Raw genomic sequence first — 12,214 nt, 5'->3', positions numbered from 1 at the left:
GCCGGACCGGTGGCGGTGTACGGCTGCCCGGTCCGCGCCGGCCGCGCGGCTCGGGCGGTACGCGGTCCCCGGGGCGGGGTGTCCCACGCGTGGCGGAGGACCGCGCCGCGGGCGCGCAAACCGGTGGGGCAGTCGTCGAGCGGATCCACGGAGGGAACGATCACACAGGCAATGGGCCGTTTCAACCATGGATCGTGCGGATCGGCCCGGGCGCGGGACAGAGAGCTCGTACCCGCCGCCGGCAGCCGTCCGTACCCGCACCCGGGACGGGCGCCGCGCTCCTCCGAGACGGCCGCCACGGGAGCGCGGACCCCCGGACGGCCGGCCGGTGCCGGGCCGGGGCGGGCGCGGGTACGGACGGCCGCCGGGCGCTGCACGGCGTCGGAAGGGGTCAGCGGGACAGGGCCGCGACACCCGCCTTGGCGAACTCCTCGTCCTGCGCGCCGCTCGGTGCGCCGGCCACGCCGATGCCCGCGATCGGGGCGCCCTTGACCTGCACCGGGGCGCCGCCGCCGAGGAAGAGCGTGCCGGGGATGTCCTTGAGGTTCGGGGTCTGCTCCAGGCGCTTGACCAGCTCGGAGGTGGGCGCGTTCCAGGAGACGGCGGTGAACGCCTTCTTCTCGGCCGACTCGTACGACTGCGGGCCGGCGCCGTCGCCGCGCAGGGTGACGATGGTGTTGCCGTTGCGGTCGACGACGGCGACCGTGACCCGCTGGCCGGCCCGCTCGGCGGCGTCCAGGGTGGCCTGCGCGGCCCGCGAGGCGGCGTCGACCGTCAGGTGGGTGGTCTGCTGGAGGTGACGGTTGGAGGTGTCCGCCTTCACCGCCGCCCGGCTCTCGGCGGCGGGCGCCGACGCGCTGGCGGAGACCGCGCCGAAGGTGCCCGCGCCGAGCGCGGCGGCGACGGCGCCGGTGAGGACGCGGGTACGGACGGAGATCCGCTGCGGCTTCTTCATGATGAGGGGCTCCCCTGGGCTGGTTTCCTGGTGTTCTGTGGTCCGGCGGACCTTCTGCATTCGATCCTGGTGGCAGGAGGGGATGCCGGGCGTCGGCGTACCGGCTGTCGTGGGCAGGCATCATGGAGGAGGTCCGGGTCGGCCGATCGGTTGATGCGGAGCCGGTTGCGCCGGGTCACGATGCGGAGAGCGCCCGTCCAGCGGGCCCGGCACCGTCCGCCCCCCGCGGACCCGCGCGCCGCCGGAACCAACAGGAAGCCCGGACCCACCGGGTGTGCCGCCGAGAGCCGGGACGGACCCGGAGCAGGAGTCGACGATGTCCGATACGCAGCGGGCGCCCCGTACCCGCGAAGGCGCGGGCGCGAGTGTGCGTGCGGGCACGGCCGCCCCGGACACCGAGGGTGCCGAGCGGGACACCCGGTGGCTCGACATGGTGGTGAACACCGCCTTCCTCGCCCTGCTCGCCGGCTCGGTCCTGCGCTATGTGCTCAACCACTCCGACAGTCCCCGGCTGCCCTGGGTGCTGGGGCTGAGCGCGGCCCTCGCGGTGCTCCAGCTCGCCGGACTCCGGCCGGTTGTGCGCCGCGCCGGCGGCGACCTGCGGCGGGCCGAGCTGATCCGGCTCGGGCTGGTCGTCGGCTGCTGGACCGTGATCGTGCTGCTCGCCCCGAGCTTCGCCTGGTGCGCCGTACCCCTGATCCACACCGGTCTGCGGGTGCTGCCGACGCGGGCGGCCATCGCCCTGGTCGCGGCGCTCTGCGCGCTCGTCGTGGTGGGCGAATGGCGGCTGCGCCAGGGCGTGGACCCCAATCTCTTTCTGCTGCCGCCCGCCGTCGCCGGGCTCGCCACCGCTGTCTTCATCCACACCCGCCGCCAGGCGGACCGGCTCCGGGCGCTGATCGACGATCTGATCGCCACCCGCCGCGAGCTGGCCGCGACCGAACGCCGCGAGGGCACCCTGGCCGAGCGCCAGCGGCTCTCGATGGAGATCCACGACACCCTCGCCCAGAGCCTGTCCAGCCAGCAGATGCTGCTCCAGGCCGCCGAGCGCACCTGGGACAGCGACCCGGACCGGGCCAGGGGCCATGTCCGTACGGCCGAGTCCATCGCCGAGCGGAGCCTCGCCGAGGCCCGGCGTTTCGTGCATGACCTCGCCCCCGCCGATCTGGCGGAGGGCGGCGGCCTGGCGCAGGCGCTGCGCGCGCTGGCCGAGCGGGAGACCACGGAGAATCTGACGGTCCGGTTCCAGCTCGACGGTGCGCCCGGGGCGCTGCCGGACCGGGTGCAGTCGGCGCTGCTGCGGATCGCGCAGGGCGCGCTGGCGAATGTGCGCGAGCACGCCGGGGCCACCGGCGCCGTACTGACCCTCAGCCGGCTGAGCGACCAGGTGGTGCTGGACATCACCGACGACGGCACCGGTTTCGCCCCGGCCGCCGCGCCCTCCGGGGCCGGGGCGGGGGACCGGGGCCATGGGCTGGCGGCGATGCGGGCCCGGGTGCGGCAGCTCGGCGGCACCCTGGCGATCGAGTCGGCGCCCGGCGAGGGCACCGTCGTCTCCGCCGCGATCGGACTGGTGCCCCCGGCCTCGCCCCCTCCCGCTCCCCGTCCCGGCCGGCCGCCGGGGTCCCGTCCCACTCCGGAGCCACGATGACCGGCCCGTCCGACACTTCCGCCGCATCCGCCCCGTCCGCCGGGGTCCCCGTCAGGATCCTGCTCTGCGACGACCACGCCGTCGTCCGGGCCGGGCTCCTCGCCCTCCTCGGCAGCGAACCCGACATCGAGGTCGTGGGCGAGGCGGGCAGCGGCGAGGAGGCCGTCGCGATGGCGGAGAAGCTGACCCCGGACGTGGTCCTGATGGATCTCCAGCTCGGGCCGGGCATCGACGGGGTGGAGGCGACCCGGCGGATCACCGCCGCCCCCGCCATGGCCGGGGTGCACGTACTGGTGCTGACGACCTACGACACCGACGCCGACATCACCCGGGCGATCGAGGCGGGCGCCACCGGCTATCTGCTGAAGGCCGAGCGCCCGGAGGAGCTCTTCGCCGCGATCCACGCCGCCGCGCAGGGGCGCACGGCGCTCTCCGCTCCGGTGGCCGGCCGGGTGATGGACCGCATGCGCGGCACCGCCCGCCCGGCGCTGACCGACCGCGAGCAGGACATTCTGGGGCAGCTCGCCCGGGGGCTGGGGAACCGGGACATCGCCCGCGCGCTGTTCATCAGCGAGGCCACGGTCAAGACCCATCTGGGCCGGATCTACGCCAAGCTCGGCGTGGACACCAGGGCGGGCGCCGTGGCGGTGGCGAAGGAACAGCGGCTGCTCTCCTGAGCGGCGCGCCCGGCCTTCCCCGGGACGCCACCCCCGTCACGCGAGCCGCGCCCGGATCAGACCCCTCAGCCGGATCAGACCCCTCAGCCGGATCGGATGGATCAGCCGGATCACATGGATCACATGGATCAGATGGATCAGCCGGCCGCGTTCGGCGGGGCCGGATCCTGGACACGCTCTGTGCGGAGGAACCGTACTCAGCGTGGAGGTGCATGAGCGATGGCGGTGCGATCGGCGGAGCGGCTGAAGGCGGCCGAGGAGGTCATCGACCAGCTGCGGACCGAACTGGGCGCCATGGGGGTGACCCTGCCGTCCCTGCGGGTGGATCCGGTCTCCCTGGCCGGTGAGAGCTCCTATCCGCTCGTCGAACTCGGGCGGTGCAATCTGGACACGGCGATGCGGCTGGCCGCGGTGCTCCACGACGTACGGAGATGAGCCCGGCGGGGGGTCCGGTGACGGGCCGCCGGCCGAAAATCCGGTGCGTCCCGTCCCCGGGCGGGTGAGACTCGTGCGTATGACAGCCAAGATCGACCGCATCAACCCCCCGCAGCTCCACTCCACCCCCGGCTACCACCACATCACCGTCGTCGAAGCCGCCCGAACCGCTTATCTCTCCGGCCAGTGCCCGCTCGACCAGGCGGGTGATCTGGTGGGCGGGACCGATCTCAACGCCCAGATCGACCAGGTCGCCGCCAACGCGCTGGTCGCGCTGCACGCCGTGGGCGCGAGCCCGGACGATGTGGTCCGCTCGGTGATCTATGTCGCCAGCGGCGACGCGGAGGTGCTGGCCGCCGCCTGGTTCCGGCTGAACGAATCCGTGATCGCCCCGGCCTTCACCACCGCGAGCACCCTGCTCGGGGTGGCCCAGCTCGGCTACCCGGGGCAGCTGATCGAGGTCGACCTCACGGCGGCCCTCCCGTCCTGAGGCACGGGCGGCCGGTCCCGTACGGCCTTGCGCCGCGGGTCCGCCTTGCCGCCGGACCGGCTGAGCTTCTTCCGGACCGGGCGGGGCCTTCTTTCGGACCACCGGGCGCGCCGGACCGTCAACTTTCGACGCGGAGAACATCAACCTCCGGCGGATGCGGCGGCCGGCCCCGGTGGGTCACGCTGCAACACATGAGGAGCGACAGCGGGGACAGGGCAGGGACCGATACCGGCGCCGGGACCGGGAGCGCGTTCGTGGAGCCGGACTGGACCACCACCGGGGTTCTCGGTTCCGCGCGGGGGGCGCGGGCGGAGGCCGGGGATCCGATCGGGGCCGAGCATCTGCTGGCCGGCATCACCGACGCCAAGGGGGACGCCACGGAGGCGCTCGCCTTCGCCGGGGTGACCAGGGCCGCGATGCTGGCCGTGCTCCGCGGCCGGCAGCGGCCGGGCGGCGCCTGGCACTCCGCCGCCGATGCCGAAGCCGGCGCCGCCCCCACCGCCGATGCCGCCCCCACCGCCGCGGGATTCGCCGCCGATGCCGTCGATTCGGAGGCCGTGCTGGGGGAGCACGGCGACCGGGGGATCCGGTACACCGGCGCCGCCGCCCGTGCGCTCACGGCCGCGGCGGAGGCCGCCCGGCAGGCGGAGCGGCGGCCGGGCAAACGGCGGATCACCGCCGAGCTCCTCCTCCGCGCGCTGCTCGCGGAGGAGAGCCGGGCCGCGGAGGCGGTACGGATCTGCGGCGCGACCCCGGAGGCGGTCCTGGCGCTGCTCGACGGTGCCGAACCGGTCCCGGACGAGCACCTCGATCTGTATCTCCAGCCGACCCGGGACGCGCTCCTCGGCCTCCGCGCCTACCGGTCGCTCGGCTTCGTCCGGCGGTGGCTCGTCGCCGCCTCGGGGGTCAACTGGGCCGCCGATCCGCTGGCCTGGATCCGCAGGGAGATACCCGACCAGGTGATGCGGCTCGGCGACCGCGAGGAGGGCACCGAGCACATCCTGCTGGCGGTGCTCGCCACCCATGAAGTCGCGGCCCGCCACCCGCACATGGCGGAGGAGGGCGCGCCCCGGCCCTCCGGCCGGTACGCGGGCGGTGACCGGCTCCGGGAGCTCGGCATCGGATACGCGGCGGCCCGCAATCTCCTCGCCGGACAGCCGGATCTGGGCTCCGATCCCCGCCCGGTGGACAGATATCTTCAGGACGTCCTGACCGACAGTGGAACCGGACCCCTGGTGGATTCCCTCTTGCGGGGCGAGACGCGAGCGCGCCGGCTGGTCGAGGCGCTGGCCGGGTCCCATGGGAGCCGGCCGCCGTCCGGGCCGGCTCGCTGACCGGGCCGCCGGCCGTCGACCCGGTCCACCGGTCCACCGGTCATCCGCCCGGCCGGGGGGATGACCGGTCGTCCGGGGGACGCCCCGGCGCCGCGGCGTCCCGAGCACCGCCGAGCCGGAGCCGGGCACGGGCGCGAGCCGTGCGCCCTTGTCCGCCCCGGTGACCGAGAGCTTCCCCTTACCGACGTCGTTGGTCCTGCGGTACGCACCGCTCCGCCCCGGCCCCGCCGGGCGCGCCGCCCGGTGCCGTGCCGCCGTGTCCCGATGTCCCGGCAGAGAAGGAAACCCGTGTCCCACCGCATTCCGCGCACCTCAGTACGCCACGCCACGGCCGCCGTTGTCGCCGCCGCCGCGCTCCTCGCGGCGTCCGCACCGGCGGTCGCGACCCCCGCCGCCCCGCCGGCGGGGGCCGGCCACACGGGCACGTACACACAGCTCAGGCCGCTGACCGTGCTCTCCGCGGAGCGGCTGGCCACGGCCGATCTGGTGGCCGCGGCCAAGTGGGGGACGACCAGTCCCATCGACGACCCGGCGCGTGAGCAAGTCGTTCTGGACACCGTCCGGCAGCAGGCGTCGGCGGCCGGGGCGGACCCGGAGGCGACCGTACGGATCTTCCGCGACCAGATCGAGGCGAACAAGCTCGTCCAGCGCGGACTGCACAGCCTGTGGACGGCCGATCCGTCCCGGGCGCCGTCCCGGCGTCCCGATCTCACCGAGGTCCGCAAGGAGATCAACCGGATCAACACCGCGCTGGTGTCGGCCATCGCGGGCTCGGAGAGCGCGCGTTCGGCCGAGCACTGCCGCGGGGTGCTGGCGCTCTCCGCCCTGAGGGTGCGTCACGAGAAGCGGCTGGACCGGCTGCACACCGTGGCGCTGATCCGCGCGGTGCCCTCGGTCTGCGGGGACACCGACGACTGTGCGGGCGCGGGCCGGACGGGGACGTCCGGCCCGCTTCCCCGGGCTCCTTGACGCCCTCCGGCACCGGCTGAATCATCGGGCGCAGACGACGGACCGGACAGAGGAGAGCCCCTCATGACCACCGCCCCGCAGCCGCTCTTCATCAATGGCGAGTACGCACGGGGCGCCGGCGCCCGGCTCTTCGAGGTGGTCAGTCCGGCCACCGGGGAGAGCGTCGGCTCGATCCCGCTCCCGACCGCCGGGGATCTGGAGACCGCCGTACGGTCCGCGCACGAGGCCCAGCGGGCGTGGGCGGCCGTGAATGTGTGGGAGCGGGCCGCCGTCTGCCGCCGGATCGCCGACGAGCTCGATCTGCGCCGGGCCGAACTCGCCCGTCTCCAGACCCTGGAGCAGGGCAAACCGCTCGCCGAGTCGGTCGCCGACGTCACCGAGGCCGCCGAGCTGTTCCGTCTCCACGCCGAGGACGCCGTCCGGCTGGGCGGTGAGACGCTGCCGTCACGGGACAGCTCGAAGCGGATGTTCACCTTCCACCGGCCGGTGGGCACCTGGGGTGTCATCACGCCCTGGAACTTCCCGCTGCTGATGTTCGCGGAGTTCGCCGCGCCCGGCCTCGCCACCGGGAACGCCGTGGTGGTCAAGCCCCCGGCGCACACCCCGCTCACCGTGCTGCGGGCGATGGAGGCGCTCACGGCGGCCGGGCTCCCGGCCGGACTGGTCAATGTCCTGCCCGGGGACGGGGAGTTCGGCGACGCGCTCGTGCGCCACCCGGGCATCCACGCCATCGGATTCATCGGCTCCTCCGCCACCGGCGCCAGGATCCAGGCCGCCGCCGGGCTGAAACGCTCCCTCATGGAATGTTCCGGCAACGGCCCGCTCGTCGTCCTGGCCGACGCCGATGTCGACGCGGCGGCGAGGGCCGCGGTGGACGGCGCGTATCCGTGCGCGGGCCAGGTCTGCTGTGCCACCGAGCGGGTTCTCGTCCACCGCGAGGTGCACGAGGTCTTCACGGCGGCCGTGCTGCGCGAGTCCGAGCGGATCGTTCTCGGTGATCCGCTCGACGGCACGACCCTGCTCGGGCCGCTCAACAACGAGGCCGTGGCCGCGAAGATGGACCGCCATGTCGCGGACGCCCGCGCCCGGGGCGCCGAGGTGCTGCTGGGCGGCGGGCGCCGGGCCGGGATGCCGACCGATCTGTACTACGAGTTCACCGTCGTGGACCGGGTGCCGGAGGAGTCCCTGCTCTCCAGGGAGGAGTCCTTCGGACCGGTGGTCCCGATCATCGTCGGGCAGGACGAGGACGATCTGCTGCGGATCGCCAACGCCGACGCCCTCGGCCTCCAGGGCGCGGTCTTCACCCGCAGCATGACCTCGGCCTTCCGCTTCATCGAGGAGATGGAGGTCGGGCAGGTCATCGTCAATGACACCAACAACTGGTGGGACATCAACATGCCGTTCGGCGGCGCGGGGGCCCGGGGCACGGGGTGGGGCCGGATCGGCGGCAAGTGGACGCTGCTCGACATGACGGATGTGCGGACGGGTGTGATCAGCCTCTGAGCCGGCCCCGGCCGGCGGCGGAACCGGCTGTGACCGGGCGCCGATCCGGCCCGGGGCGCCGACGCGCCCGGATGTCACCGGCCTCCGGGGTGCCCCGGCCGGGTCCCTCCCTGGCCCCGGCTCCCTCCCCGGCCGGGCTCATTCCCCGGCCGGGTCCGTTCCCGGGGCGGCGTCGAGGGCGTCGCGGAGCCGTCCGCCGCTCTTCCTCAGCAGCCCTTCGGCGGTGGGTCCGTCGACCGCGCCGAGAATCACCAGAATCGCGTTCTTCACCTCACCGCCGGCGGCGGTGAGCGCGGCCTCGATCTCGTCGTCGGGGGCGCCGGTGGCCAGCGAGACGATCCGCCGCGAGCGCGCCCGCAGCTTCTCGTTGGAGGCCCGGAGGTCGACCATCAGGTTTCCGTAGGTCTTGCCGAGCCGGATCATGATGATGGTCGAGATCATGTTGAGGACGAGCTTCTGCGCCGTGCCGGCCTTCAGCCGGGTCGATCCGGTGAGGAGCTCGGGTCCGGGTACCACCTCGATGCCGTGCTCGGCGGCGGCGGCCAGGGCGCTGCCGGCGTTGCAGGAGAGCCCGATGGTGAGCGCGCCCGCGGCTCGGGCGTGCTCGACGGCGCCGACGGCGTACGGGGTGCGCCCGGAGGCCGAGATCCCCACCACCGTGTCGTCGGGGGTGAGCGCCAGCGCCGTCAGATCGGCGGCGGCCAGTTCCGCGCTGTCCTCGGCCCCCTCGACCGCCCGGAGCATCGCCTCCGGGCCCCCCGCGATCAGCCCCACCACCTGCCCCGGTTCGGTGTTGAAGGTGGGCGGGCACTCGCTGGCGTCCAGTACCCCCATCCGGCCGGCCGTGCCCGCGCCCGCGTAGATCAGCCGCCCGCCGCGCGCCATGCGTTCGGCGGTGGCGTCGATCGCGGCGGCGATCAGCGGCAGCCGCGCGGCGACGGCGTCCGGTACGGTCCGGTCCTCGCCGTTCATGAGCCGCGCGATGTCGAGGGTGGGCAGCCGGTCGATCTCCGCCAGCTCGGGCCGGAACGCCTCGGTGGTGAGGGCTTCGAGCTGGGCGCGGAGTTCGCCGTACGCGGGGGTGGTGGAGGTCATGGGGCACACGTTCCTTCGGCTGGGGGCGGAGGTCGGCGGGGTCGGGAGGGTCCTTCTTCCGGGGCGGGCGGGCATGCGGGCCCCGGCGGGATCCGGGAGAGAGGCCCTGTCGGTCAGCGGGTGTTCCGGGGCGCGTGGCGGTGGGCGAGTGCTTCGTAGGAGGCGGACAGCGCGGGCGCGGCGCTCTCGTAGGTCCGCTGGGCCACCCCTATGAAGAGGCAGTCCACCACCAGGAGCTGACTGGTCCGCGAGGACATGGCGGCGGGCCGCAGCTCGCTCTCCCGGGCGGTGGAGGTGGTCAGCAGATGGTCGGCGTACTGCGACACGGGACCGTCCGGGCGCCCCGTGATGGCGACGGTGGTGGCCCCGCGCTCGAAGGCGACCCGCAGCGGTTCGATCACGTCCCCGGTGGAGCCGGAGTGGGTGATCGCGATGGCCACATCGCCGGAGCGCAGTTGTACGGCGTTGGTGACGGCCAGGTGCGGATCGGCGTGGGCGTGCGCGATCAGCCCGATGCGCAGCAGCTTCTGTGCCAGGTCCATGCCGACGAGACAGGACGCGCCCACGCCGTAGATGTCGATCCGGCGCGCGGTCGCGGCGGCGGCGACGGCCGCGGCGAGCTGTCCGATGTCGAGCGAGGCGGCGGTGTCGGCGAGGGTCTGCTGTTCGTCGCAGGCCAGCTTGGCGACCACGTCGGAGAGGGGGTCGTCCACGGCGATGTCGGCGGTGACGCTCGGCGCCCGCCCGGACTGCTGGTGGGCGGCGAGGCCGGCGAGCGCCAGGCGTAGATCCCGGTAGCCCGGGTATCCCAGGAGGCGTGCGGTGCGCACGACGGTGGCCTCGCTGGTGCCGGTGCGCTCGGCCAGCCCGGTCACGGTGAGGGCGGCACAGCCGGCCGGGTCCTCGGCGATGGCCTCGGCGACCCGCTGCATGGAGCGGGTCATCGAGGGGGTGAGGGTCCGCACCTTGGCGGCGAGAGCGGCCGGGGCGGGTGGGGCCTCCGCGGCCAGACCTGTCCTGAAACTTTCTTTCACTGGATCCGTCACATATGAAAGATATTTTCATTAATCCGCTCCGGTCAACCCTGTTGCAGCGGATGGTTCGCACCGCCCGGGGGTGACAATGGGCTGTATGGACGAATCCCACCCCCCGCAGCGGCCGGAACAGGCCCTGCACGCCGCCCGCGCGCTGGTCCTCGCCGATCTGGCGGCCCGCGAGGTCGCCGACGCCGAGGTGGTCTCGCTGGTCGAGGCCGCGGTGACACACCGCCGCTGGTGGGTGGAGCAGTGGCCGCAGGGCGGGGAGTACCTCACCGGCCTGGTCGCCCAGGACGTCCAGGACGCCCTGCTGGACCGGCACGGCCGCTGGCCCCTCTGCCCCGTCTGCGACGCCGGGGACCCGCATGCGCTGGAGGTGGAGCCCGAGCTGGGACCCGACCCCCGCTGGGTCTGCCACAAGGCGGGCGTCGTGGTGGCCCCGGTGGGGGCACTCGGCGCATGACGGACGGGACAGGGGCACGCGGATGAGTGTCTACATCGACCCGCCGACCTGGCCGGGCCACGGCAGGATGTGGTCCCACCTGGTCAGCGATGTCTCCTACGACGAACTGCACGCCTTCGCCGCGTCGATCGGCTGCCCGCCCCGCGCCTTCGAGCGCGACCACTACGACGTCCCCTCCCACCGCTACGCCGACGCGGTCCGGGCGGGCGCGGTCGAGGTCACCAGCCGCGAAGTGGTCCGCCTCCTGGTGACCGCGGGCCTCCGCCGCCCGAAGGGCCGCCCGGCCTGAGGGGGCGGCGGGCCTGAGGGGGCGGCGGGCCTGAGGGGGGCGGCGGGCCGAGGCCTGACTCTCAGACCTCCGCGCGGGCCGGCTTCGTCAGGCCGTTCGCCGCCGGGGATCCCGTCACCACCCGGGAGCCGTTGTTCAGCCGCAGTGACACGGCCACCAGGATCAGCGCCACCACCGTCATCGCCGCGCCGGCCCAGGCCGGGGAGGCGAAGCCGAAGTCCGCGTCGATGACCATGCCGCCCAGGCCGGGGCCGCCGGTGTTGCCCAGGTTGAAGGCGGCCGTCGTGGTCGCGCCCGCCAGTGTCGGGGCCGCGCCCGCGACATTGAACATCCGGGCGTTGAGGGCCGGGGCGGTGAAGAACGCGGAGACGCCGAGGAGGAAGGCGAGGGCGATGGTGACCACCGGGCTGGAGGCGAAGAGCGCCAGCGCCGCGAGGAAGACCGTCGAGGCGGTGATGCCGCTCAGCATCACGCCGAAGAGATGCGCGTCGGCGACCCGGCCGCCCACCCATGTACCGATCAGCGCACCGGCGCCGAAGAGACCGAGGACGGCCGGCACCCAGCTGTCGCTCACCCCGGAGACATCGGTCAGCAGCGGGCGCAGATAGGAGAAGGCGCAGAACACACCGCCCGCCGCGAGCGCGGTGATCGCGATCGACAGCCACACCTGCCGGTCGCCGTAGATCGACAGCTCCCGCTTGAGCTGCGGGCGCTCCTCGGGCAGCGGGATGCGGGGGATCAGGGTCACCACACCCACCAGCGCGACCGCCGAGGCCAGCCCGACCGCCCAGAACGCGGACCGCCAGCCCAGGTGCTCCCCGAGGAAGGCCCCCGCCGGGACACCGAGCACATTGGCGATCGACAGGCCGCCGATCATCACGGCCATCGCCCGCGCCCGGGAGTTCACCGGCACCATCGCGATGGCGACGGCCGCCCCGACCGCCCAGAACCCGGCGCATGCGAACGCGCTGATCACCCGGGACGCGAAGAGGATCTCGTACGTCGGCGCCACCGCGCCCGCGACCTGCCCGAGGCCGAAGACGCTGATCAGCGCGATGAGAGTGGTTTTGCGGGGGAGCCGGAGGGTGGCCACGGCGAGCAGCGGCGCACCGATCACCATGCCGATCGCGAAGGCGGATATCAGGAGCCCGGCCTGCGGGATCGAGACGTTCATGTCGTCGGCGATGGGGGTGAGCAGCCCGCTGAGCATGAACTCACTCGTGCCGAGGGCGAAGACGGAGAGGCCGAGGATGTAGACGGCGAGAGGCATACGAGTGCGCTGCGGCGGGGCTGAATCGGGCATGACACGGTTAACC

13 protein-coding genes are annotated in these 12,214 nt (G+C 74.0%); 9 read left to right on the top strand and 4 right to left on the bottom strand.

Going from position 1 to position 12,214, the window contains the following annotated elements; translation table 11 throughout:
* Positions 1–391: 391 nt before the first annotated feature.
* Positions 392–955, bottom strand: a complete 564-nt coding sequence (locus AAFN69_RS33040; protein ID WP_347732602.1) for a heme-binding protein — start codon at positions 953–955, stop codon at positions 392–394.
* 430 nt (positions 956–1,385) lie between these two features.
* On the opposite strand from AAFN69_RS33040, the gene AAFN69_RS33035 reads away from it, so the two are divergent.
* The 7 genes from AAFN69_RS33035 (at position 1,386) to AAFN69_RS33005 (ending at position 8,014) form a co-directional block, all read left to right on the top strand.
* Positions 1,386–2,606 (top strand): sensor histidine kinase, encoded by a 1,221-nt coding sequence (locus tag AAFN69_RS33035; protein WP_347732621.1) that lies wholly within the window; start codon positions 1,386–1,388, stop codon positions 2,604–2,606.
* Complete coding sequence (locus tag AAFN69_RS33030) at positions 2,603–3,283, top strand: response regulator transcription factor (protein WP_347732601.1); 681 nt, start codon at positions 2,603–2,605, stop codon at positions 3,281–3,283. Before AAFN69_RS33035 ends, AAFN69_RS33030 begins: the two co-directional genes overlap by 4 nt.
* Positions 3,284–3,502: 219 nt before the next feature.
* The gene (locus AAFN69_RS33025) at positions 3,503–3,718 is read left to right on the top strand and encodes a hypothetical protein (RefSeq protein WP_347732600.1); all 216 of its coding nucleotides are present in this window, start codon (positions 3,503–3,505) and stop codon (positions 3,716–3,718) included.
* 79 nt (positions 3,719–3,797) lie between these two features.
* Complete coding sequence (locus AAFN69_RS33020; protein ID WP_347732599.1) at positions 3,798–4,208, top strand: RidA family protein; 411 nt, start codon at positions 3,798–3,800, stop codon at positions 4,206–4,208.
* A 191-nt stretch (positions 4,209–4,399) separates the two neighbouring features.
* Positions 4,400–5,542 (top strand): Clp protease N-terminal domain-containing protein, encoded by a 1,143-nt coding sequence (locus tag AAFN69_RS33015; protein WP_347732598.1) that lies wholly within the window; start codon positions 4,400–4,402, stop codon positions 5,540–5,542.
* 288 nt (positions 5,543–5,830) lie between these two features.
* The gene (locus tag AAFN69_RS33010; protein WP_347732597.1) at positions 5,831–6,511 is read left to right on the top strand and encodes a chorismate mutase; all 681 of its coding nucleotides are present in this window, start codon (positions 5,831–5,833) and stop codon (positions 6,509–6,511) included.
* Positions 6,512–6,574: 63 nt separating this feature from the next.
* A complete protein-coding gene (locus AAFN69_RS33005) occupies positions 6,575–8,014 on the top strand; it encodes an aldehyde dehydrogenase family protein (protein WP_347732596.1) in 1,440 nt (479 codons plus the stop codon).
* A gap of 138 nt (positions 8,015–8,152) precedes the next feature.
* Here AAFN69_RS33005 and murQ read toward each other — a convergent pair whose 3' ends face one another.
* Positions 8,153–9,109, bottom strand: a complete 957-nt coding sequence (murQ, locus tag AAFN69_RS33000) for an N-acetylmuramic acid 6-phosphate etherase (protein WP_347732595.1) — start codon at positions 9,107–9,109, stop codon at positions 8,153–8,155.
* 113 nt (positions 9,110–9,222) lie between these two features.
* On the bottom strand, positions 9,223–10,155 hold the full coding sequence (locus tag AAFN69_RS32995) for a MurR/RpiR family transcriptional regulator (protein ID WP_347732594.1): 933 nt from the start codon (positions 10,153–10,155) through the stop codon (positions 9,223–9,225).
* An 85-nt stretch (positions 10,156–10,240) separates the two neighbouring features.
* Between AAFN69_RS32995 and AAFN69_RS32990 the strand changes: the two genes are divergently transcribed.
* Positions 10,241–10,609 (top strand): hypothetical protein, encoded by a 369-nt coding sequence (locus tag AAFN69_RS32990; protein ID WP_347732593.1) that lies wholly within the window; start codon positions 10,241–10,243, stop codon positions 10,607–10,609.
* A 22-nt stretch (positions 10,610–10,631) separates the two neighbouring features.
* On the top strand, positions 10,632–10,898 hold the full coding sequence (locus AAFN69_RS32985) for a DUF4031 domain-containing protein (protein WP_347732592.1): 267 nt from the start codon (positions 10,632–10,634) through the stop codon (positions 10,896–10,898).
* Between the two features lie 61 nt (positions 10,899–10,959).
* On the opposite strand, the gene AAFN69_RS32980 is transcribed toward AAFN69_RS32985, so the two are convergent.
* Positions 10,960–12,168: a Cmx/CmrA family chloramphenicol efflux MFS transporter gene (locus tag AAFN69_RS32980; protein WP_347732619.1), complete on the bottom strand. Its 1,209-nt coding sequence runs from the start codon at positions 12,166–12,168 to the stop codon at positions 10,960–10,962.
* Positions 12,169–12,214 lie beyond the last annotated feature (46 nt).

The sequence above is a fragment of the Streptomyces sp. CAU 1734 genome (assembly GCF_039888735.1).
Taxonomy (GTDB): Bacteria; Actinomycetota; Actinomycetes; order Streptomycetales; family Streptomycetaceae; genus Streptomyces.
Note: the sequence above shows the minus strand (reverse complement) of the source record. Positions and strands in the feature narration are given on the sequence as shown.